We start from the raw sequence: 22,659 nt of genomic DNA, 5'->3' as shown, positions 1-22,659 counted from the left end.
TAATACAGTTTATTTAGAAGATATTAAAATGAAAATTGAAGTAGCAAACCATTCTGGATTCTGTTTTGGCGTAAAAAGAGCCATTAAAATAGTTGAACAGACCCTTAAGAAAGAAAAGAATATTTACTGCATGGGCCCAATAATTCATAACCCGCAGGTAGTAAAGAATCTCACGGCTAGAGGGCTAAAAATAGTTAAAGATATCTCAATCATAAAAGAGGGAATTTTAGTCATCCCTGCGCACGGACTTGAACCAGCACTGATTGAAGAAGCCTATAAAAAAGACCTGAAAATTATTGATGCTACATGCCCGTTAGTAAAGAAGGCGCAGAAATATGCTGAACAGCTAAAGAAAGATAAATACCATATCGTCATTATAGGAGATAAAAATCATGCTGAAACAAAAGGCATCGTAGGCTTCTGTGGAACTAACTTTCAGGTTGTTGAGAACAAAGCTGAAATTGATATTAAAAGACTCGAGAGGGAGAAAAAAATCGGTATAGTTTCGCAGACAACTCAGGGTATATGGAACCTTAGAGAAATATCTTTAGCTATGCTTCCCTACTCCAATGAGTTAAGAATATACAATACGATATGTGAAACCACCATAAGAAAACAAAACGCTGCCAAGAAGCTGGCAAAACGCTCTGATATAATGATAGTGATTGGAGGCTATAACAGCGCAAACACAAAACGATTAGTTGAAGTCAGTAAAGAGACAGGTGTAAAAACCTATCACATAGAAACAGCCCAGGATATAAACTTTATATGGCTGAAGGATAAGGAGAAGATTGGAATAAGCGCCGGAGCCTCAACATCACCTGAAATTATAAAAAATGTAGTTAGCAAAATACGAGACATGCATGGATAACTTATTGGATATTCAAAATCTAAAGACCTATTTTTATCTGGGAGAACAAGTACTTAAAGCTGTTGATGATGCAAGCTTTTCTATTCGGCCCAAAGAGATTGTAGCGATTGTTGGTGAGAGTGGATGCGGCAAGAGTACAGCTGCTCTCTCAATACTAAAGCTCATCTCTCCCCAAGGAAAGATTGTGGGAGGAAAGATAAATTTCAAGGATACAGATCTTCTGGAATTAGGGAATAAGCAGTTGAGAAAAATAAGAGGCAATAATATATCCATGATATTTCAAGAACCTCTCTCATGCCTTAATCCAACTCTCACTATCGGAAATCAAATTCTGGAAGCTATCTTCACACACAAATCTACTTCGAAAGCTCAGGCATACAGAGACACAATTGATATCTTAAAAACGGTTGGTCTGCAGGATCAGCAAAGAATATTTAATACATATCCGCATCAGCTCAGCGGAGGTATGCAGCAGAGAGCAATGATTGCTATGGCTCTAATTACAAAGCCACAGCTCCTGATTGCAGACGAACCAACAACTGCTCTGGATGTTACTATTCAGGCGCAAATACTTTCCCTGCTAAAAAGTCTGCAGAGGAAACTCAATATGTCAATTCTATTAATAACTCACGATTTAAGTATAGTCGCCCAAGTTGCTCAGCGAGTTATAGTAATGTATGGAGGAGAAATTGTAGAAGAGGCAGATGTAAAACAAGTTTTTGCCAGTCCGCTACATCCTTATACAGAAGCTCTTCTAAAGTCTGCGCCAAACTTAAAAAAAGAAAAAGGCAAGCTGGAAGTTATTCCGGGCTCTGTGCCAAATCCAGCAGAATTTCCCACAGGGTGCAGGTTTCATCCAAGATGCAGGGAAGCCGCTAGAATATGCAAGAAAGTCAAACCAGGATTGTTTGAAGTCAAAAAACAACATTCAGTTAGATGTTTGAAGAGGTAAAAATTACATAATAATAACTTGTTTTTATTGTGTTTTTATTTTAGAATTAGTACATAATACATACTAAAAGTGAAACAAAATGACAAAAGCGGATATTTTTGAACCATTTGAAGAAATGCCATGTTTTAGCAAAAAAAATATTAGAATTTATTTTAAGGGTTTAGAATTTGCTCTTAACGAGAGAATAAAACGCTCTTTGGAAAATGAGCGGATCGCTAAACTAAAAAAGGGATTATATACCACTGATGTATACTATCTTAAAGAACCGAACAAAACGGGATTTAAAGAGTTTATCGCTTCAAAATTAAAATTTCCCTCTTACTTAAGTTTAGAATATGTTCTGTCAAAATATAACCTTTTAACTGAAGCCACCTATCCTTTGACATCTATTACGTTAAAAACAGGCCGCTCCTATCAGAATTCATTGGGAACATATAAATATTCAAACATTAAAGAGGCTCTTTATTTTGGATTTAAAGAAGTTTCTTTTTATCAGAATATATACTTTGTAGCTACCAAAGCTAAAGCCCTTTTTGATTTTCTTTATTTAAAAAGAAATCTGGGAGATCTTAACACTGAAATTTTAGAGAGCTTAAGAATTAATTGGGAAAATTTTTCTTTTAGCGATTTCTTATTATTTAAGAAATATGTCTCAAAATCCATGTCAAAGAAAATGGAAAAAATATCTAAGATATTAGAAAGGAATATTTATAATGGAAGAAATTCTTAAAAATTTAGTTGAAGAAAAAAAAAGACAGGGATTGTCTAATGATATTATTCGCAATTTTTTAAAAGAGGTCCTTCAATTTTATGTACTGGATTTTATTTTTAATTCTTCTTACGGCAAAGACTTAGCTTTTACAGGAGGTAGCGCTTTAAGGATTGGTTATAGCCTAAATCGTCTTTCTGAGGACTTGGATTTAGATTTGGAATGGGGAAAGGAAATTGACAAAGAAAATTTGACCGAAGATATTCTTGATTACTTCAGAAAGAGCCGGCGTTTTCCAAAAATAGAAGCCAGTATCCGTGGAAAGCAAAAAAAGATTTACCTGAAGTTTCCTATTCTTTATACGCTTGGAGCAGCCAAAAAGCCTGAGAGCAATAAGCTTTATGTAAAAGTAGAGATTGCTCAAAATATTTCAAGATATTATCAAACCGAGTTTATTCCTATAGCAAAATTTAATCTTAATTTTTTAATGCGAACCTACTCTCTGGAAACCCTCATGTCTTCAAAAATCATTGCTATCCTGAAAAGAACTTTCAAAAAAGGGAAAGGAGATAAAATAACTTTTAAAGGCAGAGATTATTATGACATTCTCTGGTTTCTTCAAAAAGGGATCAAACCTGATTTAGAAAGGTTAAAAGATGTTTTAAATACTGACGATATGAGTAAAATACATCTAATGCTGCTGGAAAAAACCGAAAAAATAACCCCATCCTATCTAAAAGAAGACCTTCTGCCTCTTTTTGAAGACAGCCGTTTTATAGAGAACTACTGCCAAAACTACAAAGAAATGATTAAGAAACATTTAACTGTTTCAGGATAATGGAAGAATTAAGATGAAAGAAAGTCATTGCGAGGAGCGTAAGCGACGAAGCAATCTATGTAATCGTGTTAGAAAATAGACAAGAAAAATTTAAGTTTATCAACGCTAAAATAGAAAAAAATCTGTTATGAGCTTAGATAATAGAGAATTGGTTTCTTTTGATGATCTTGCAATTACTCTTTGTTATTGCAAATGTTCAAAGTGCGGATTTCTTCAAGATGATAGTATTACAAATACAAATACACTATGCTCTCATTGTGGTTGCAAAGGGACTTCTCCAGAAATGTTTCCAAATCTGAATGCAATTACGCTTTTTGAAATAGTACAAGGCTTTTGTCGCAAAGGATACCAAGCGTCTAATAACAACATTGAGAATACGCTTAAGGAAATACGGAATAAAACAAAAATTAAAATAAATAAACATCAGCTTAATGACATTCATAAAGAATTGAGTGTTAACTCTTATGAGAAAATGTTGAATATAATTTGTAGGGAATTTACTGTTTCAAACAAGCAAGCAAAAGAAATCTATACAATTCTACTCCAAACATATCCAAAAAGAGTTGACGAGTATATCTCTGCGGTTATTCTGACATGCACCCTTCTTGAGAATTTACTTAACGAATTTCTATACGAGATGTTAGAATGCAGAGAGACATCTTCTGAAGTAATAGACATTGTGCTAAACGAAGCAGGAAGCATACCAGCCAAATTCAAAATTTTCAAAAGATTGAATGGCAGTAAGTTTAGCTCTGTCTTAAATAAAATCGATGCTGAAAATTTCTGTGGAAATTGGGAAGAGCTAAGAAAGGCTCGAAATAAACTTATACATGGCAACCCATACGTGATAGGTGAAAGACACGCAAATATAGCTTTTCAACTTGCTAAAGATTCCTTCTCAGTATTTGCAATGTTACACAATAGATCTTGCCTAAAAGCGATAAAGGATGTCAAGTGAAGTTGCAGTTTATCATCAACACATTTTTATTTAATAAAAGAAACAACACAACGTCATTGCGAGGAGTGTAAGAAACGAAGCAGTCTATGAGATTGCCACGCCTTTGGCTCACAAAAAAAAGACGGAAAAGTGGAATTGCTGAAGATAAAACAGCAATAAAAAAATTAACAACGGTACATTTTGACAAAGCAGAAAAGAAAAAAGAAATCCATTTAAATTATGAAAACTAAAATTACCAAGTCATTTGTTCAAGAATATGCCCCAAAATGGTTAATATACGCAAAATAAAATTAAGTATGCCAGAAATAAAAAGGAGATAAATTCCTATGGGAATTAAAAAGGCAATTCCAATATTTTTAAAAACGCATTTCTTCACGTCGAAACGATACCAAACCATAAAGAATATGTCAATATGATGAAAAAATTTATAAGATGAAACAAGAAATTTTAGTTATAAAGAATGTAGAGAAATATTTCTCGCGGAAAACAAGTTTATGGTCTAAACATTCATATACAGTAAAAGCTGTTGATGGTGTGAGCTTTCATATTGGGCGAGGAGAAATACTTGGACTTGTTGGAGAAAGCGGGTGTGGCAAAAGCACCGTTGGAAAGCTGATAACAGGGCTTATTCCGCCTGATAAGGGAACTATAGATTATCTTGGGGATAAAAGCATTAATCCACAGTTGATATTTCAGGACCCTGCAAACTCTCTAAATCCAAGAATGAACATAAACCAGACACTTCGCGAGCCATTACTAATAAACCCCGTTAGAAAGGATTTTTCTAACGGGGTAAACAGCTCTTTAAATAAAAAAAATATATTGTCTGAAATTAAAAGACTTATAAAGACGGTTGGATTAGACAGAAAAATATTAGATAAATACCCACATCAACTAAGCGGAGGGCAAAAACAGCGTGTCGGCATAGCCAGAGCTCTAGCAGTAAACTCTGAACTTATAATCGCTGATGAGCCAACTTCCTCTCTGGATGTCTCAATACAGGCACAAATACTAAATCTGCTGAGTCAACTACAGTCTGACTTCAGCCTTTCTATGCTCTTTATTTCACATGACTTAAACATAATCAAGTATATAAGCCATCGTGTGTGCGTAATGTATCTTGGTAAAATAGTAGAACAAGGTCCATGTGATGAAATATTCAAAAGGCCGCTGCATCCTTATACAAATGTTTTGCTTCGCACAGCGACTATCCCTAAAATCTCATCTTCATCACTCCCCTCTTCAGGATGCAGTTTTTATCCAAGATGCAAAATTGCCAAAAATAGATGTGAAAGCCAGGTTCCTGAGTTAAAACAGATAGGTAAAGAGCATTATCTTGCATGTCATGTGATGTGTGAAATTTTCTCCTCAAGAGGCACTGGATATACCAGAAAGGTTGAAAGTGTTAGAAAATAGACTAAGTAAACAATCCAATCTGATCAAAAAAATAAAAAACGGGGATATCCCTAAGTTATTCCTGATTTTTGGCGGAGAGAATTATCTGGTAGAGGATACTGCTAAGAAGATTATCAACATGGTCTTACCTGAAGATAAAAAAGAGTTCGGACTGGAGATAATACATGCCAACGACACAGATATAAAGAGCATTATGTCTGCAATAAAAACTCCTTCTTTACTCGGGCTTAAACGCGTTGTCTGGATTAAAGATTGTGAAAATCTACTCGGGAATAATTCTGAAGGATTTGATGAAACGATAGAACATGACATACCCGCTAATACCTATGTAATTTTAACTGCTGAACAAGCGGATAAAAAAATTGGAGAAATAATTGAATTTTCTTCTTTCAAGGAAAACAAAAAAACAGACAGAAATCAACTATATGAATTTGCACAGCTAAAACTAAAGAAGAGAGGCAAACAGCTCTCTCCAATTGCCTTTGAATATCTGCTGTCTTTTACCGGAGTAAATCTCAGACAAATAATAAATGAACTAGATAAATTAGAGCTTTATTGCAATGGCAAAGATAATATTACAGAGGAAGATATAAATACACTTGTCCCCGAATCAATAGAATATGCGCCGTTTGCTATGTCTGAGGCAGTTGCGGAGAAAAACCTTCCAAGAGCCTTAAAACTTCTTGAGGAATTCTCTCGTACCCAAAACACTGGCTATAGTGTTGTGCCTATGCTGACAAAAAGAATCAGGCTGTTGTTGCAGATTAAGATATTTATTGAAAAAGGAGACATTCCTCTTGATATAGTTAAAAGAGGATACTATGATCAGAAAACATATAGCTCTGCTTCCCAAAAACTCTCAGGACAGCATCCTTATGTAATATTCAGAATAGCCCAGCAAAGTCTGAAATTTCAAAAAGAAGAGCTAATAGCAGATATTAAGAATTTGTTTGAAACAGAGGTGTCTATAAAAACAGGTAAAGTTCCCCAAAAGCTGGCTTTGGAGCTGCTTATTGCTAAGATTTGCACGGTGATTTCGTGAAGCATATATTTATGAAAATCTTGAAACTACTGCCGGCTTTTGTCCTGATGGGATTGATGTTGTCGAACTGTTCTTCTGGTAAAGACTGGCGCACCGCCAGCCGCGAACCTGCTGGGATCGCACCCGACCCTGCCGTGACAAAAGAAGCGGTTCTTCACGTCTACGGTGCCAAGGCCTGGGGCTGGCGTGGCTGGTTTGCCATTCACACCTGGATCGCAGCCAAGCGGACCGGCGAAGCCTCTTACACGGTGTATGACGTGGTCGGTTGGCGCGGTTATCACGGCCAGCCGGTCCTGAGGATTACCCAGGACGTCCCCGACCGCTACTGGTATGGCGAGAAACCACGGATTCTCAAAGAGCATAGAGGAACGGGAGTAGACGAACTGATTGATGCCGTCGACAAGGCTGCCCGTGCTTACCCATGGAAAACGAAATACAAGGCCTTTCCAGGTCCCAACAGCAACACCTTTACCGCCTGGATCGCCAAGCTGGTGCCGAAACTGGAACTAGACCTCCCCTTCTCTGCCATTGGCAGCGGTTACGGATCCAAAAAAATCTAGAGTCTACATACGCTTTTCTTGACATGAAATTTTTTTTATGATAGAAAACCACACACTGTAAATTAGAAAATTAGACACAAAAATCAAGGAGACAGAAATGCAATTTGATAACAAGGATACTCTCGCAATAAATACAATAAAAATGCTCTCAGTAGATGCTGTGCAAAAAGCCAATTCCGGGCACCCTGGGCTTCCAATGGGAGTTGCGGACTATGCGTATGTAGTCTGGACCAGATTCTTGAGATACAACCCTAAAGATATTACGTGGATAAATAGAGATAGATTTGTTCTTTCCGGAGGACATGGCTCAATGCTTCTTTACTCATTGCTCCATTTGGGCGGATTTAACTTATCACTTGAAGAACTTAAAAATTTCAGGCAGTGGGATAGTAAGACTCCGGGACATCCTGAATATGGGATGACACCAGGAGTTGAGACAACAACCGGTCCTCTTGGGCAGGGATTTGCGAATGGAGTTGGTATGGCAATATCGGCAAAAATCTTTGAAAACAGGTTTAATACAGACCATATTAAACTCTTTGATTCCTATGTTTACGGCATAGTAACCGATGGGGATCTAATGGAAGGTATTAGCGCAGAAGCAGCGTCTTTTGCAGGACATCTTGGACTCGGAAATATTATATACTTCTATGATGACAATCACATTACTATTGAAGGAGATACTTCTCTTACCTTTAGTGAAGATGTAGGTAAACGCTTTGAAGCATATGAATGGCAAGTAATAAAGATTAATCCGTATAATCTTCGGGAAATTGTAAAAGCCATTGAATCAGGGCAAAAAGAAAAAAACAAGCCAACCTTAATTATAGGCAGAACCAATATAGCAAAAGGATCTCCTAATAAGCAGGACTCAGCATCTGCACACGGCGAGCCTTTAGGAGAAGAAGAAGTAAAACTGACAAAGCAAAACATTGGCTGGCCTCTTGAACCTGCATTTTATATACCAGAGGAAACAAAGGAAGTCTTTGAAAAATGTAATAAAAAAAATCTTTTAATCCATAAAGACTGGAAAAACAAGCTGGAAGAATACAAAACAAAATGCCCACAAAAAGCAGAGGCACTGAATAACTGGCTGAATAAAGAAATCCCAGAAAATATAGCAGACACTTTACCCAGCTTTGGAAACGAACCTGTTGCCACACGAAATGCTGCTGGTGAAGTAATGCAGGCCGTTGCAGAAAAAGTTCCTTTTCTTATCGGCGGTTCAGCAGATCTTTCTCCGTCTACAAAGACAATCCTTAAAAAATACGAATCTATAAACAGAGGGAAATTCAGTGGACGCAACATGCATTTTGGTATAAGGGAACACTGCATGGGTGGAGTATTGAATGGCATGGCTCTTTTTGGGGGCATTATTCCTTATGGTTCTACTTTCTTTGTGTTCTCAGACTATATGAGACCTTCTATACGGCTTGCAGCTATTATGAAGCAACAGGTAATCTATGTTTTTACACATGACAGTATTTTTGTTGGAGAAGACGGTCCAACTCATGAACCTGTTGAGCAAGCAGCTTCACTTCGTTTGATACCCAACTTAACAGTAATAAGGCCATCTGACGCCTCTGAAACACCTGCTGCGTGGATAGAGGCTCTTAAAAACAAAACTGGGCCAACTGCTATTCTCCTAACAAGGCAAAAAGTTCCTGTAATTGACAGGAATAAATATCCATCAGCAAAAAACCTTTCTAAAGGGGCGTATGTGCTAATAGATAGCAAGTCCAGAGTACCAGAACTTGTTATTATTGCCTCTGGCTCCGAAGTCAGCATTTGTATGGAAGCAACAGAGCGTCTGAATAAGGAAGGACGTAATGTGAGACTTGTGAACATACCAAGTGTCGAAATATTTGAAGCACAGTCTGGATCATATATTGAAAAAGTTATTCCATCATTATGCAGGAAGAGATTGGTAGTTGAAGCCGGCTCAACTGCAGGATGGTATAAATATGCAGGATTAGACGGAAAAGTGCTGGGAATTGATGAATTTGGAGCTTCTGCACCGTATGAAATATTAGCAGAAAAGTTTGGTTTTACTGCTGATAATGTGTATAAGAAAGCATTGGAAATAATAGAAAGATAGTAGGATTTTAAATGAGTACTAAAGCATGTGGAAATGCTGTTATAGGGCAATCAGGTGGACCAACGTGTGTTATTAATCAGAGCTTAGTTGGCGCAATAATAGAAGCAGGCAAACATCCGGAAATTCAAAAATTTTATGGTGCATTGCATGGCATAAAAGGAATACTTGATGAGAATTTTATTGATTTAGGAGCACAGAACTCCTCAGTTCTTGAAAAAGTAGCTAACACACCATCTGCTGCACTGGGATCCGTAAGGAAAAAACCTACTGAAGAGGAATGTGAAAAAATATTTAAGATATTCAAGAAGAATAATATCAGATATTTCTTTTATATTGGAGGTAATGATTCAGCAGAAACAGCAGATATTATAAATCAACTTGCAAACAAATCAGGCTATGATTTAACGTCTTACCATATACCAAAGACTATTGATAATGACTTGCTTGTTACTGACCACTGTCCGGGCTATGGTTCTGCGGCAAAATTTGTTGCAATGGCAATAATGGGTGATAATCTTGATAACGGTGCTATCCCTGGAATTAAAGTTAACATTATTATGGGGAGACATGCAGGGTTTTTAACTGCCGCTTCTGCTCTTGGCAGACAACATGAGAATGATGGCCCGCATCTGATCTATGTGCCTGAAATTCCATTTTCAAAGGAGAAGTTTATCAAGGATGTTAAAGATGTTTACAACAGGTTGGGACGATGCCAGATAGCGGTTTCTGAAGGAATAAGTGATGACAAAGGCAACTCGATTTTTCAATCCGGAGTTAAGGACGCTCACGGAAATGTACAATTGAGCGGTTCCGGAGGACTTGGAGATATGCTGATAGAGCTTATTAAACAAAACATTCCCGGCAAGCTTAGAGCTAGAGCCGATACATTTGGTTATTTACAAAGATGTTTTCCCTGTATCGTTTCTGAATCGGACGCAGAAGAAGCAAGACGTGTTGGAGAATTCGCAGTAAAGAGCGCTGTGGAAAGCGATCTCAAAGATGGAAGCGTTGCAATAAAAGCAAGCGGACTTTTCATAACGCCCCTTCATTCTGTTGCTAAAAATACACGAGGCATGCCCAGAGATTATATGAACGAGCAGGGCAATAATGTAACAGAAAAGTTTCTTGCATATGCAAGACCTTTAGTAGGTAAATTACCTGAATTGGGAAGGTTAAAAACATAGATGAAAGCAATCACCATATTTGCAATATTTTTTCTGTTTTCCTCTTCCGCGTATTCTTATTCTCAATCAGACACAGAGCTTTTTCAGCTCTCGGATACAAATAGGAAAAAGGCTGAGAAGCACTTCGTCCTTGCAGAAAAACACGTTGATAGTAAAAAAATTAAAAAAGCTATCAAATGCTATAAACTCGCCTTAAAATATAATCCTGTATATGCTGAGGCCTACTATAATCTAGGAAGAATATATGATAAACAGAATAAACCGGATAAGGCGATATCTCAATACGCGCTTGCTCTTAAGTATAATCCTAAATATACCAAGGCTTATAATTGTTTAATAGAGATTTATAAAAAACTTGGGCAAATTGAACAAATGGCAGGGCATTACAAGTTTGCCATCTCTTATGACCCCAAATATAGCTGGGCATATTTTAATCTCGCCGGGCTCTATTTTGATATAAATAATACTCCAGATGCCATAAAAAACCTGAAGCTTGCCGTAAAGCATAGTCCTCAATATTCTGACAGTTACAACAATCTTGGAGTTATTTATTGGAAACAGGGTAAATTAGAGAAAGCTGAAGAGCAATATAAACTCGCTATTGAGCATGATCCTAAACATGTTGCTTCTTATAATAATTTAGGCGCTGTATATTTGCAGGAGGATAAGCTGGAACAAGCCGAAAAACAATTGAAACTTGCTATAAAATACGACCCGGAATTTTACTACGCTTATTACAATCTGGGACTGGTTTATCTAAAACAGGCAAAACCGGAACAAGCCATAGCTCAAATGAAATTTGCTGTCAGTAATAATCCCAAACTATCTGATCCTTCTAACAATAGCGGCATAGCCTATTATCAAAGAGAGTGGAGAAACTAATCTCCCATATCATTATTTTGCTGTATATCCCCCATCCACAGGAATATTCGTTCCTGTAATATACTGCGAGGCATTAGATGCAAGAAAAGCAATAATTCCCTTTAGATCTGTATCATTAGCCAAACGACCCAAAAAAGTTCTGTTACTATACTGTTTAACAAAAGCTTCCGGCATTTTGTCAGTTAAAAATCCGCCGGGAGCTATGCAATTGCATCTAACACCCTTACTACCGTAATAACTGGCAATAAATCTTGTAAAGTTAATCATTCCTCCTTTATGGAAAAAATAATCAGGATACCATCCGCTCATGTTTGTATTTTTATATATAGTCGCATCCGGACCAATCATGCCCTGAATAGAGCCAATATTAATAATAGATCCTCTCTGCTGTTCTCCCATGACATCGCCGATTGCCCGTGTTATAATGAATAAACCTGTTGCATTTACCTTCATACTCTCGGCAAATAATGAGGCATCATCGTGATAGCCTTTTTTCATTGGACGAAGAACTGCATTATTAACTAAAATATCTATCCTCTTATTTTGTTTTAAGATTTTATCTCTCAGACTTAGAATAGATTTCTCATCGGATAAATCCAACTTCAAAGCAGCTACATCATATCCATCTGCTCTATGTCCAGAGACTACTTCTTCTAAAGCTTCTAAATTCCGAGATGCCATATATACTTTTGCTTTTGCCTCAGCCAGAGCAGCCACAATCTGCCTGCCATATAATCCTGCCCCACCTGTAACTACTGCAACTTTGCCTGTTAAATCAAAAAGTTCTTTGATATTCATATTTTCTCTCTCCTCAAGTTAATCTTTTAAATCCAGTATGAGCAACTGGTCCTTTGAGTAAATTGCGAACATTATTCTTTTTGATAGCTTTCTTTATTATACCGAACACTTCATCTGCACTATTAAGATATCTTTTGATGTGCTCTTCCTTATGGCTGTAAGAACAGGAAACACCACCAGAAGCCAAAAATCCTCTCTTTAGCATTTCCTGCGTAAATAAAGTAATAAGCGCCTGAGAGTCTTTATAATCAAACACAAATGCAGGCAATGGTGGAATTCCTATAATCTTTATCTTTAAATTATGAGAATCTGCCAGTTTCTTCCATCCTTTTTTAATTAAATCCCCTATTTTGATTAAATGGGAAGGAACATTGTTTTTCTTTAATTTATTGATTGTGGCTATGGCTGCAGCAGGGCCTATTCTTTCTGTCCAGTAGGTACTGCTGATAAAACTGTCCTGAGCCACATCCATAATTTCCCCTTTTCCAACAATTGCCGCCATCGGGAAACCATTGCTTATGGCCTTTGCATAAACCGCTATATCAGGATGAACATTATATAACTTATAAGCTCCGCCAATATTCATTCGCCAGCCAGATGTTATCTCATCAAATATTAATACTGCTTTAATATCCTTAGCTATCTCTTTTATCTTTCCCAGAAAATTATCTTCAGGCTCATGATGTCTTACCGGCTCCACCACAATCACGCCAATGTCTTTATTTTTAGATACAATATTCTTTAATTCATCTATCTTGTTATAGGTAAAGGGAATTGCTGTTCCTTTTAGACATCTTGGAACGCCTAATGGTTCTAACCCAGGAAGAAGCTGTCCATCTAAGTTTTTATTATCAGCTAAATTCGCCGCAAGATACCAATCATGCCAGCCGTGATAACCACAGAAAGCTACTTTATCTTTCTTGGTATATGCACGGGCAATCCTTACTGCTATAGCCATTGATTCCCCACCTGTTCTGGCAAATCTAACCATTCCTGCCCATGGATGAAGTTTTAACAATAATTCTGTTAATTCAACTCCCTCAGGAGAATTCAATGTTGACATTGAGCCATTATCTATCACATTCTTTACTGCTTCATTCACATCCTTATCTGCATATCCTAGAATACAGGAGGATACTCCCATTATACTCATATCAATATATTTGTTTCCATCCAAATCCCAGATTTCCACACCTTTTGCTTTTTTATAATAAGCTGGCCATTGGTCAGGTAAAAACCGCTCACTTCGTTTTGATAACAGTTGATTTCCACCAGGAATAATCTTCTTTGCCCTGTTCCAAAGCTTCTGCCCTTTACCGTTCATAACTTTACCTCCATTGTTTTTCCTGTTCTAGCACTCTGGTCAATTGCCTCTAAAACATTGATTATCCCTTTTTCTTCTCTAAAAGTATAGGGATAAGATTTTTCTCCTCTTAAAGCTTTTAAAAAATCCTCTATTTCTTCAATATACATCCTTTCATTTATTTTTACCGAGTATCCTTGCTCTATTAGCATGTCATCTTCAGGATATTCTTCCCATTCTTTTTTCTCAGCAAGATAAACCTTCAGCTTGCTTTCTTCTGAATTCCAGACAATATTCCCTTCTTCACCTACAAGCTTCATTTCCCTTCCCGATTTACGGGAGATTACATCTATCATCATATTCCCCAAAATCCCGTTTTCAAGTTCCAGAATAATTTGATAAACATCGTCAATATCTGTTTCTAAATCAGATACCTTTGACTTAAAAGCGCTTACCTTTTTCACCTTTCCAAACATCCACGTTATCCATGTTAATTCAAAAGCAACCATCTCCTTACACCCCGAAGTTTCTTTCTTAGAATAATACACATGGCGATAGTCTTCCCATGAATGCCAATCAGGCAAGTAAGCACCAAGATGATAAATAAATGATAGATTTTTTCCTGCTTTTTTCTCTTTTACAAACTTCTTCATCAACTTCAATGAAGGATGATGAGAGGGGGTAAGACTCGGCACAGCAATAACTTCTCCTTTTTCCTCAATAGCCACTAAATCATCTATGCCTTCAGAAAGAAAATTTGATTCAGTAAAAAAATGCTTCTTTTCTTTAACAGCTATCATTGCATAATGATGATGAAGATTGCTTGGAACAGAGATAATGAAAACATCAGGATTTTTAGCCATTGCATCTTCGAATCTTGCAAACGTTTCTACCCCATATTTCTCTTTTACCTCTTTACGTCTATCCTCTCTTAAATCAAAACCGATAATATCCTTTTCTTTCAAATATTGTAAACATCTTATTCTCCTCTTTCCCATGGAACCGAGTCCTATTACTAAAAATTTCATATTTCCATCCTTTTTTATATTTATTAAAACGCAATTTATCTCAAAGAATTAATTAGCAAATACACAGTTTTTAAAGTTTCAAAAGCGTCATTCGCATCAACAATTGAATTAGGTTAATCTTCGCTTTTAAAAAATCCTCTATTTCTTCAAACGACAAGCTTGAACCAACGAATAACAGATATGCAATCTTCATAACACCAGAAAGCAACGAATATTGTGCCGTCTGAAAGCCGGGTAATACATGGAGCCCCAAATTTTAATACATTGAAATTATGAGCCATGTCTTTTTCTGTTGTAGTCAGACCGGTCGTCTGTTCGCCCCACAGGGGCTCACAAGCTTCGTTAACCCAGACATTCTTCTCCAAACGAGAAATATTTGCCCACAATCCAGATTTATCCATTCTCCGATATATACACAAAATCCGCCCATCATCGCACAAAAACGGCGTCAGTGTCTGTCCATGCAGTCCTGTTGAAAGCGGTGTTGACCATGTTTTCCCGCCATCTTCACTCAGAGCGTATTGATTGGTTCTGTCTGAGGAAACTATATCATCATATACCCAAGCAATCGCAAGTAGTCTATCATCAGGCAGTTCTACTATTTTAGATTCCCAAAAGAAGACACGTCCTTCCGGTTCACTCATCACATCCATGTATTCAGGCCAGGTTCTACCCCGATCATGCGAAACAAAAGCTACCATTCTGATTCCATTAGGACAGTTGCCGTCCCAATCAGGCCAGGTTTGAGTAGGTAATATCCACCGACCATCCTTAAGCGGAATTATTGGACAGCACAGCTCAAAGCAGGGTCCGACTAAAGGCGGAATCAGAGAACTTGGTTTAGTCCATGTATGTCCATAATCTAATGAGCGTAACAGCAGAAGTTCTGTAGGCACGAATCCCAGATTTTCGTGATTAGTGAATCCTTCATCCGGATGTATAGTCCGATCACTTCTGACCATAAATGCAACGACTTCACCTTTTGGGAAAGCAGTCAATCTACAACTGTCAGAAGTTATTCTGTTCGTTGTTCCTGGATAAATGAGTCCATCCATATGCCATGTTTCACCGTTGTCTTTGGATCGGGCAACATAAGTATGGCAATTGACGGATTCAAAAGCTTCTCCTAAAACTACAGAAGCTAGCATTTCTCCATTATCCATTAGTACTACTGAGGGGAAATAGGCGTGTCTGCTTCTCACGTGCGGTTTTTGATTTCGATATATGATTCCCATATTCTTGATTTCCATTTTTCTCCTATGTGTTAAAGTTTCTCCTGAAATTATAACAAGGACAAACCTCTGAAAAAATCAGCCAGCTGTTCCATTTCTTCATCGTTCAGGCTGTAATACGGCGCGCGCCTCCAGCGCTTCGCAATCCCGAACAATTCGAGAGCGCCATGCAGGCCGGCGTCAAATCCACCCCGAAGTTTCATGACAAAGTCGAAATACGGGATATCAAATTTACTTATTATGTTCCTGGCCGCATTTAGATCATGCGACTGAATCGCTTTCCAGTAAGCGCGTGTAACTTCCGGTTTAAAGGTGGTAAACGTGGATAAATAGCCATCACAGCCGTATGGCAACAAGTCCAGGTGATTCTGCTTTTGACCTCCGCTGACAACCGCCAATCGGTCGTAAACGAGCAAAGACATCTTTCTTGCGAACTCGCCGCACATATCATCCTTGACAGCGAGGACGTTCCCGCTGATTTCCAATATGCGTTTTAGCGTTTTCAGTCCGAATTCCTTCCCTCGTGAAATGAAGACATTGGTAACGATCATGACAGGAATATGCCCCGCGACCACCGCGTAGTGTTCTGCCAGGGTCTCCGGGGTGCAGGAGCCAGCCCAATCCGGGGGCATAACCATCAACATATCTGCGCCTATCTTACGGACATATTCAGCAAAGTCAACCGCCTTGCCGGTCCACCAGGCCCTGTCGGCGGCCACAACCATTGCCCGGCCCGCATTATGCTCCGAAACGATCTTCGTAACTTCAGCGACTTCTTTGTCAGTCAAGACACTGAACAGGCTGTCGCCATAGGTGAGCATGAGCGTTTTGCTGCCGGCGGATATGCAAAAATCTATGTAATTACGTAAAGCTCCAAAATCGATGCTCCCATCCTTGCAAAACGGCGTCCTCAGCGAGGCAAAGGGACCGGTTAGGGCTTGTCGTATCTCATCTCCATTCATTTTTTTCTCTCTTTCTGTTGGTTGAGAATATCAAGCGTAATTGTGTATTTGTACACACTCGCATTGAGCCAATGACTAGTACTTTCACCCAGCCGCGTCATGTAGAGTTCTATCTCGCCGGTCTCGCGGTTTTCCAGCAGCTTGAAGTTGCTGAACTGGATTTTCGGCGAGTCGTTCTCGGGGTCATAATCGTCAATCACGGTCAACGTGTCCTTCTTCAGCGCGGGAATCGTCTCCTCCACTTCAGCGATGTACAGGGGGTAGCGGGGCAGGTTGCCCTCAGGCGGAGTGGGCGTGATATTCCCGAACCAGTATAGTTTTCCGGTACGGCGGTGACGTAACAGCATTGAATAAGTGGAAGGCGAGTAGAATTGTTCGCCTGTGTCATAGCGCAGATCGGTAACAGCAGACCATGTCCGGCCGCCATCCTCCGAGAGGCTGATCCACCTTCGCCCGGGACTTTCTGTTTTTCCCTTCCATCCCTTCTGGACGGCCAACGTTGAGCCACGCATCTCCAGCAACAGGCGACCGTCTTTCAGTTCGGCGATGTCCGGCTCCATGAGTCCGCGTCCGGAGATCCGGTGCGGTACGGCAATCGGCTGTGAAACCTCCCAGGCATAGTCGCCCGCCGCCGGGTCCCATTTACCGATGAAGCACCTGACGCCATGGACCGTTTCCGCCCGACCGCGGTCCGTGATCTCAACCGGCGATTCCGCGACCGGGAAGACGATCGTCCCCTCGCGCGTGGCGGTCGCCGTGTAGCCGGCGTACATCTGGTTGGCGCTCAGGAATTCCTCGGTGGGCAATTCATCCGGCGCCAGGCAAGGGCCATCTTCATAGCGGAGTTGTCTGGGACCGCTCCACGTGCGGCCTTCGTCGTCCGAGACTTGCCAAAAGGCATGATCGAAAAAGGACCGTTCGCCCGTCCGCCAGAGCTTCTGGATCGTTTCCGCGCCATCCTCGCCGATGAGAAAACGCTGAAAGACGGAGCGGACAATCTTCTTGCTGACCGGGTCATAGCAGTAGGCCGAAGGAGCCTCCTCCTTTACGAACCCTTCCCTGGCGGGCCAGTTCAGGCGCACGTGGGTCCAGCCGGACCAGGTTCTGCCGTTGTCCTCGGAGGTCCGCACACGGCAATACTCCGAACTCCAGTCGCTAGCCACTTCGGTGGCCCGCGATTCCTGGCGTCGCAACCCCTTGCCCAGGTAGCACACCGAGACTCCCGGTGCGCCATGCCCTTCCTTCCAGGGGACATACACTTCGCGTCTGACTTTCACAATCGCATGGTTCGCATTTCTTTGTACTTTTTTATCAATCCTCATGATTTATCAACCTCTCTTTTTACTCAACTCTAACATTTTCTTCTTCATATTTAGTCGTGGCGGCCATTATTTCAACGCTAATAATTTGAACGCGTTTCCTTTTGCAATCTTCTTGAAAACCGTTTTGCTGATCTTGTCTTTTGCCTTCAGATCGATCAAAAAGGACGCCAGTGGCAGTTCTTGATCCGGCGCACAGATGTCGGTTCCGAACAGTAGCCTGTCCTGGAATTCGTTAAGGAACCGAACCGCGTATTCAGGATCTCTGGCCAGGGCGTTATAACCACTGACGGCTGAGATATCTCCGTAAAGATTAGGATAGCGCCGCATCAACTTAGGCACTACCCCTTCTTCTTTAACTGGATAACCGGGATATCCCGCCCGGTCGGCAGGCGTCTCCAATTGTCCAATCTCTGCCCAATAGGCCGGACCATGCCCCAAAATCTTTAGACGAGGAAATCGTTTCAGGCAATGCTCAAACTGCGGCAGGCCAACCTCGTCATATAAACCGTAATCTCCGCCTATCCGATCCGAGATATCAAAGATCAGCGGAAAACCAACATTCTGTACATGTTTGAAGAGGTTTTGGACCAACGGATGCAAAAATGGCAGGTTCGGCATTACTTCCCCGATTCCCTTGCAACCCTGATCACGGTAGTACCGCAGGAGATAATCCAGCGGGGCATCATAAGAATTGCTTACTGCCCGCGGATCGATATTGCAGAATGGAATGAACCTGCCGGGAAATTGTTCTGCTATTTCCAGTATTTCTTCGTTTGATTGCGGAAGGTAAACTTCCGGATTAACCACCGGCAAAAGACAGCCTTGAGCAATCCCAATTTCATTATAACGCTTTAGGATTTGCTCGGAAGTGGAAAAGAAAGGATTCCCATTCTTTCCGGGCCAGGGACGACGATATGCATGTGCATGAATGTCAATAAACATGCTTTTCTCCTCAAAATTTTTATGCATGGTTTATATTTTTTGGGACTCACTGGCTATCACGCTCCTCAACTATAACATCGAGTTCGCCTTCTAACTCAAGGGCTAAAGAGAGTATCCCTTTGGTACTGCTGATTACCTCTTTACCGACGTCATTCATCTTTACCGCATATGCTGTGTTCGGCTCTATGGCAAACTCACCATTAGCGACCATGATATCAACCTTTCCACGGCTGTTCAGAGAAATTCGAATTCCCTCATTATCATACCGGGCGACGATGATATTCACGGGTTGATTTGTCCTGACGGATACCGGAATCCTCTTGAGAACCGCGGATTCATTCTCCACCAGGTCTACCTGCGTTCGAACACCGGAAGAATCGGCGGTCGTGAGAAAGGCATGGGGAACCGGAACACCCCTGCCGTCGTAGTGGTAAGCGAAATGAAGGTCCGCGCTTCCAGGCCACCCGAAAACTCCGGAATGTGCCGTGATGATACGCTCCGGGCCTTGGGCATATCCGCTGCGGACTTCTTCGCAGGTAATCGGATACATCTGAGCGGGAAGCGACGCATGTTCGACCATCTGGTATGTGTTGCAATAGAAGTAAAGATTCCCTGAACTCAAGACCGAGAGGACATCACGATAAAGGTCCGTTTCATTCTTGAGACATGCCTGGGGTAATCCCAGAACAGCGGGTGTTTGCGACAGGTGAGCATCGGAGCAAGGAGACTCGCGCATAATAATGAGTTTTTCCCCAGCGATGGTTCGGGTTATGACCGAGTTGCTGGCAACAACCGTACCGCCTTTCGCGTTAATCTTTCGGATGTACTCCACGATGGATGGCTGAGAAAGCAGGATTACGGAGCCGATTTTCTGCTGGATAGTCTTGGTTTCCGGGTCAATGTTAACCGTATGGCCATCCCATCTGTCGTACGTGTACTGTCCCATGTAGCCGGCCAGCAGACCGTCTTCAAAGACCCCGCGGCAGCCGATCTGGTCCATCATTACGTCGACGCTCCTCATTAACGCGTTGTGGAAACTGTTCCCCGGCGTGGGGTAGAAGATCCACCATCTCCAGCCTTCGGCCTGCCGTTCCTTGGTGATGTAACGATAATCTGTATCAGGCCATATCGCCTGATTGCCGTCTCTGTCAACCACTTTAGAGTCGGGAAACTTCTCATCGGGCTTATTGGTCACGTACAGACTGTGCGCAACATGGAACATGCCCATGAGGTCGGGATAGGACGCACACATCTCGGTCATCTTTTCTTTGAGCACGTTAATCTCTTTGGGGAAATCCATGAACTCAATGCCTTCAATAGACACGGCCGGGTCATCGGTTGCAGCTGAGAGGCAGCCCAGAGCCGCGTACTTCAGGTTCGTCCGCCGGACGAGGTCCGGGGAGAGTTTGAGTGTGCGGTTTTGCATGGAGTGGTTAACAAACATAAAGCCGCCTTCAATCCTTCCAATGCGGCCCTCATCCTTCCTGAAGGCATTGGTGAAATCGAAGTAATCGCCTGATCCGTTAAGATAGACCGACCATTCAAGTGTGTAGGAGGCATTGGGGGCCAGTCCGAACTTATCGGTGGAAACTCCCGCGAGGCCGTCTTTGTAATAGACAGCGCATTGAACAATGTAAACATCATCAACAGGAATAATACCTATGCCCAGACCGTTCTTGCGTAAAAAAACACTCGGAGAGTATGCGTTCTGCTTTCTGCCGATGGACTTGGAACCGGCCAGGTAGGAGTCCTCAAACGCCTTTCCTGCGGCATTGAGATGGTTGTGAATAATAATGCCCAAGTCTTTCGAGGTGGTGTTGCTAATAGTGTCTTTGACCGCAATTCGGCCGGAGAACAGCCGTATCTGCCTGTTGATGCTGTAGTATTTCCCTTTCGCAATGACGGAATATTGATCTTTGTTAATTTTTCGCGTTGTAACCCGCAATACATCTTCACTGTGGCTGTCCGGTTTTTGAGAAACAAGGAGTTTGTTCTCTCCGCCATGGGGATAAGAGTACCAGGACTCAAACGGATAGGTTTCTCCATTCACGCTTACCAGGAAACCGCCGGCATTTGACAATTCAAACTTATACGCCACGGGTTGTAAAGGAGGCGGCATGGGGGGAACGGTTTTTTCCATGGGCGAGGGCGCTTTCACCGGTACGGACGGCGCATAATGGAAAGCCGATTCGACCTGATAGAGCGTTTTCTGTTCTCCTTCCAGCGAAGCGCGAATAAGGTAGTCACCAGGCGGCAGACCCGCAAGGGAAAATATACTTTCGACTCGGCCCCATTCCGGTAGTTTTGTCACCACCCGTTCCTGCAAGTGTTGATTGCTATTCGCGGCGCTGAGCCGCAGATTAATCGAAGCGTTTTGGGGAACCGAAATGAAGCTGCTGTAGTCAACCTCGGCTGCCACGCGGCCCTGTTCAAAATAGGGATAGGTCATAATGCGCAGTTTGTTAAACTGGCTGCTGTCAAGGTAATAACCCGCCTCGGTCTTATATAATTTTTGAATCTCTTCAAGAGACAACGCCTTATTGTAGACGCGCACCCGCCCGATCATTCCGCTGAAGAAGTTATTGTTGCGCATTGCGGGGTCTTTAGCTGCCGGATCACTCATGAGACATCCGATGGTAAGATTCCCGGCTTTACCAATCAGCTTTGCTTCGGATTTCTTTGTAGCCGTCAGTTTACCGTTGACGTATAGATTCATGATATCGCCGTCGAAAGTTCCCGCCACGTGCTGCCATATTCCAAGTTTCAACCCGGCTTTGACATTGTTGCCGCCGCCGGAGATGTACCACCAGCACCCGTTTTTGTAGAAAGTCAGGAGAAAACCCCAACTGTTGCCGGCAATGCCGGTGTCTACGGGCGCCGTCCTGTCAGGACACACCCAAGCGTCAACAGTGACGGAATCGCGAATATTGAGAATGGCTTTGTCGCCGCAGTCAACGTAATCGTCCTCCCCGTCGAATTTGAGACAGAATCCCTGCTTTCCCCTGACCCACTGGGCTCCGTGGATCGTTCCGTGATTGTCGTTGCCGGACTCGTCCATTAAAACCGTTTCGCCGCCGCCACTGCTGCTGAACGTGTAATCGGCAATAATTCCACGCTTCTGCGTTGGCTGCGTTTGCGCCGAAACGCCCGCACGGGCCTCATAGTGTTTCCTCACGGTGCCGGCATCCAGGGCCTTGTTGTAAAGCGACAGATCATCCAGCTCCCCCTTGAAATAGGCAGGACTGCCGACGCCGACGGTTCGGCCTATCCACAAGGGCAATCCGTTGAGTGCGGGATCAAAAGCACAAGGATTATCCGAAGTCAACACCCCGTTCCCGTAACCTCTGATACGCGCGCCATCCCAGGTGACTGCAAAATGCGCCCACCTGTCCCGAATTGCATCTGCGGCGACACATTGGGCTTTCTTGCGGTCGGACACATAGGCGAAAACCTTCTCGTCATTCCTCACGAACAGCATCAATGGCATGTCCGTGAAGTTGGCGCCCGACGGTTTGATGGTCATAATTCCGGGAAACCCGGCGTCTTTAGAAATATTGTACCA

19 protein-coding genes are annotated in these 22,659 nt (G+C 41.6%); 11 read left to right on the top strand and 8 right to left on the bottom strand.

Annotated elements, in window-relative coordinates; translation table 11 throughout:
- Positions 1–28: 28 nt before the first annotated feature.
- From ispH to Q7J67_06415, 11 genes are all read left to right on the top strand, one after another.
- Positions 29–871: a 4-hydroxy-3-methylbut-2-enyl diphosphate reductase gene (ispH, locus tag Q7J67_06465; GenBank protein MDO9464924.1), complete on the top strand. Its 843-nt coding sequence runs from the start codon at positions 29–31 to the stop codon at positions 869–871.
- A complete protein-coding gene (locus tag Q7J67_06460) occupies positions 864–1,823 on the top strand; it encodes an ABC transporter ATP-binding protein (GenBank protein ID MDO9464923.1) in 960 nt (319 codons plus the stop codon). Before ispH ends, Q7J67_06460 begins: the two co-directional genes overlap by 8 nt.
- A gap of 79 nt (positions 1,824–1,902) precedes the next feature.
- Positions 1,903–2,553, top strand: coding sequence for a hypothetical protein (locus tag Q7J67_06455; protein ID MDO9464922.1), 651 nt, complete (start codon positions 1,903–1,905; stop codon positions 2,551–2,553).
- The gene (locus Q7J67_06450) at positions 2,537–3,370 is read left to right on the top strand and encodes a nucleotidyl transferase AbiEii/AbiGii toxin family protein (protein ID MDO9464921.1); all 834 of its coding nucleotides are present in this window, start codon (positions 2,537–2,539) and stop codon (positions 3,368–3,370) included. Before Q7J67_06455 ends, Q7J67_06450 begins: the two co-directional genes overlap by 17 nt.
- A 127-nt stretch (positions 3,371–3,497) precedes the next feature.
- A complete protein-coding gene (locus tag Q7J67_06445) occupies positions 3,498–4,328 on the top strand; it encodes a hypothetical protein (GenBank protein MDO9464920.1) in 831 nt (276 codons plus the stop codon).
- A 432-nt stretch (positions 4,329–4,760) separates the two neighbouring features.
- Positions 4,761–5,744, top strand: coding sequence for an ABC transporter ATP-binding protein (locus Q7J67_06440; GenBank protein ID MDO9464919.1), 984 nt, complete (start codon positions 4,761–4,763; stop codon positions 5,742–5,744).
- Positions 5,683–6,786, top strand: a complete 1,104-nt coding sequence (gene holA, locus Q7J67_06435) for a DNA polymerase III subunit delta (protein MDO9464918.1) — start codon at positions 5,683–5,685, stop codon at positions 6,784–6,786. The genes Q7J67_06440 and holA overlap by 62 nt, the downstream gene beginning before the upstream one ends.
- A gap of 11 nt (positions 6,787–6,797) precedes the next feature.
- The gene (locus tag Q7J67_06430) at positions 6,798–7,346 is read left to right on the top strand and encodes a DUF3750 domain-containing protein (GenBank protein MDO9464917.1); all 549 of its coding nucleotides are present in this window, start codon (positions 6,798–6,800) and stop codon (positions 7,344–7,346) included.
- Positions 7,347–7,443: 97 nt separating this feature from the next.
- The gene (gene tkt / locus Q7J67_06425) at positions 7,444–9,444 is read left to right on the top strand and encodes a transketolase (GenBank protein ID MDO9464916.1); all 2,001 of its coding nucleotides are present in this window, start codon (positions 7,444–7,446) and stop codon (positions 9,442–9,444) included.
- 11 nt (positions 9,445–9,455) lie between these two features.
- A complete protein-coding gene (locus Q7J67_06420) occupies positions 9,456–10,628 on the top strand; it encodes a 6-phosphofructokinase (protein MDO9464915.1) in 1,173 nt (390 codons plus the stop codon).
- Entirely contained in the window at positions 10,629–11,510 is an 882-nt protein-coding gene (locus Q7J67_06415; protein ID MDO9464914.1) for a tetratricopeptide repeat protein, read from the top strand. It begins immediately after the preceding gene.
- 12 nt (positions 11,511–11,522) lie between these two features.
- On the opposite strand, the gene Q7J67_06410 is transcribed toward Q7J67_06415, so the two are convergent.
- The 8 genes from Q7J67_06410 to Q7J67_06375 all read right to left on the bottom strand — a co-directional run bounded on the left by Q7J67_06410 (position 11,523) and on the right by Q7J67_06375 (position 22,650).
- Positions 11,523–12,308 (bottom strand): SDR family oxidoreductase, encoded by a 786-nt coding sequence (locus Q7J67_06410; GenBank protein ID MDO9464913.1) that lies wholly within the window; start codon positions 12,306–12,308, stop codon positions 11,523–11,525.
- A 13-nt stretch (positions 12,309–12,321) separates the two neighbouring features.
- Positions 12,322–13,632: an aminotransferase class III-fold pyridoxal phosphate-dependent enzyme gene (locus Q7J67_06405; protein MDO9464912.1), complete on the bottom strand. Its 1,311-nt coding sequence runs from the start codon at positions 13,630–13,632 to the stop codon at positions 12,322–12,324.
- Complete coding sequence (locus Q7J67_06400) at positions 13,629–14,639, bottom strand: Gfo/Idh/MocA family oxidoreductase (protein MDO9464911.1); 1,011 nt, start codon at positions 14,637–14,639, stop codon at positions 13,629–13,631. The genes Q7J67_06405 and Q7J67_06400 overlap by 4 nt, the downstream gene beginning before the upstream one ends.
- Before the next feature lie 146 nt (positions 14,640–14,785).
- The gene (locus Q7J67_06395; protein ID MDO9464910.1) at positions 14,786–15,889 is read right to left on the bottom strand and encodes a sialidase family protein; all 1,104 of its coding nucleotides are present in this window, start codon (positions 15,887–15,889) and stop codon (positions 14,786–14,788) included.
- A 32-nt stretch (positions 15,890–15,921) separates the two neighbouring features.
- Positions 15,922–16,833: a dihydrodipicolinate synthase family protein gene (locus tag Q7J67_06390; protein ID MDO9464909.1), complete on the bottom strand. Its 912-nt coding sequence runs from the start codon at positions 16,831–16,833 to the stop codon at positions 15,922–15,924.
- On the bottom strand, positions 16,830–18,155 hold the full coding sequence (locus Q7J67_06385) for a sialidase family protein (protein MDO9464908.1): 1,326 nt from the start codon (positions 18,153–18,155) through the stop codon (positions 16,830–16,832). Before Q7J67_06385 ends, Q7J67_06390 begins: the two co-directional genes overlap by 4 nt.
- Positions 18,156–18,221: 66 nt before the next feature.
- Positions 18,222–19,097, bottom strand: a complete 876-nt coding sequence (locus Q7J67_06380; GenBank protein ID MDO9464907.1) for an amidohydrolase family protein — start codon at positions 19,095–19,097, stop codon at positions 18,222–18,224.
- Positions 19,098–19,143: 46 nt separating this feature from the next.
- Positions 19,144–22,650 (bottom strand): LamG domain-containing protein, encoded by a 3,507-nt coding sequence (locus Q7J67_06375; GenBank protein MDO9464906.1) that lies wholly within the window; start codon positions 22,648–22,650, stop codon positions 19,144–19,146.
- Between the last annotated feature and the right edge of the window lie 9 nt (positions 22,651–22,659).

It is taken from the genome of bacterium (genome assembly GCA_030652805.1).
In the GTDB taxonomy this organism is placed as follows: Bacteria; JAHJDO01; JAHJDO01; order JAHJDO01; family JAHJDO01; genus JAHJDO01.
The sequence above is the reverse complement of the archived record's forward strand: the minus strand, read 5'-3'. Positions and strand labels throughout refer to the sequence as shown.

Bases quoted from the DNA above. Each gene is read 5' to 3' on its own strand.
- ispH (MDO9464924.1), top strand. From the start codon at position 29: ATGAAAATTGAAGTAGCAAACCATTCTGGATTCTGTTTTGGCGTAAAA.
- Q7J67_06460 (MDO9464923.1), top strand. From the start codon at position 864: ATGGATAACTTATTGGATATTCAAAATCTAAAGACCTATTTTTATCTG.
- Q7J67_06455 (MDO9464922.1), top strand. From the start codon at position 1,903: ATGACAAAAGCGGATATTTTTGAACCATTTGAAGAAATGCCATGTTTT.
- Q7J67_06450 (MDO9464921.1), top strand. From the start codon at position 2,537: ATGGAAGAAATTCTTAAAAATTTAGTTGAAGAAAAAAAAAGACAGGGA.
- Q7J67_06445 (MDO9464920.1), top strand. From the start codon at position 3,498: ATGAGCTTAGATAATAGAGAATTGGTTTCTTTTGATGATCTTGCAATT.
- Q7J67_06440 (MDO9464919.1), top strand. From the start codon at position 4,761: ATGAAACAAGAAATTTTAGTTATAAAGAATGTAGAGAAATATTTCTCG.
- Q7J67_06430 (MDO9464917.1), top strand. From the start codon at position 6,798: ATGAAAATCTTGAAACTACTGCCGGCTTTTGTCCTGATGGGATTGATG.
- tkt (MDO9464916.1), top strand. From the start codon at position 7,444: ATGCAATTTGATAACAAGGATACTCTCGCAATAAATACAATAAAAATG.
- Q7J67_06420 (MDO9464915.1), top strand. From the start codon at position 9,456: ATGAGTACTAAAGCATGTGGAAATGCTGTTATAGGGCAATCAGGTGGA.
- Q7J67_06415 (MDO9464914.1), top strand. From the start codon at position 10,629: ATGAAAGCAATCACCATATTTGCAATATTTTTTCTGTTTTCCTCTTCC.
- Q7J67_06410 (MDO9464913.1), bottom strand. From the start codon at position 12,308: ATGAATATCAAAGAACTTTTTGATTTAACAGGCAAAGTTGCAGTAGTT.
- Q7J67_06405 (MDO9464912.1), bottom strand. From the start codon at position 13,632: ATGAACGGTAAAGGGCAGAAGCTTTGGAACAGGGCAAAGAAGATTATT.
- Q7J67_06400 (MDO9464911.1), bottom strand. From the start codon at position 14,639: ATGAAATTTTTAGTAATAGGACTCGGTTCCATGGGAAAGAGGAGAATA.
- Q7J67_06395 (MDO9464910.1), bottom strand. From the start codon at position 15,889: ATGGAAATCAAGAATATGGGAATCATATATCGAAATCAAAAACCGCAC.
- Q7J67_06390 (MDO9464909.1), bottom strand. From the start codon at position 16,833: ATGAATGGAGATGAGATACGACAAGCCCTAACCGGTCCCTTTGCCTCG.
- Q7J67_06385 (MDO9464908.1), bottom strand. From the start codon at position 18,155: ATGAGGATTGATAAAAAAGTACAAAGAAATGCGAACCATGCGATTGTG.
- Q7J67_06380 (MDO9464907.1), bottom strand. From the start codon at position 19,097: ATGTTTATTGACATTCATGCACATGCATATCGTCGTCCCTGGCCCGGA.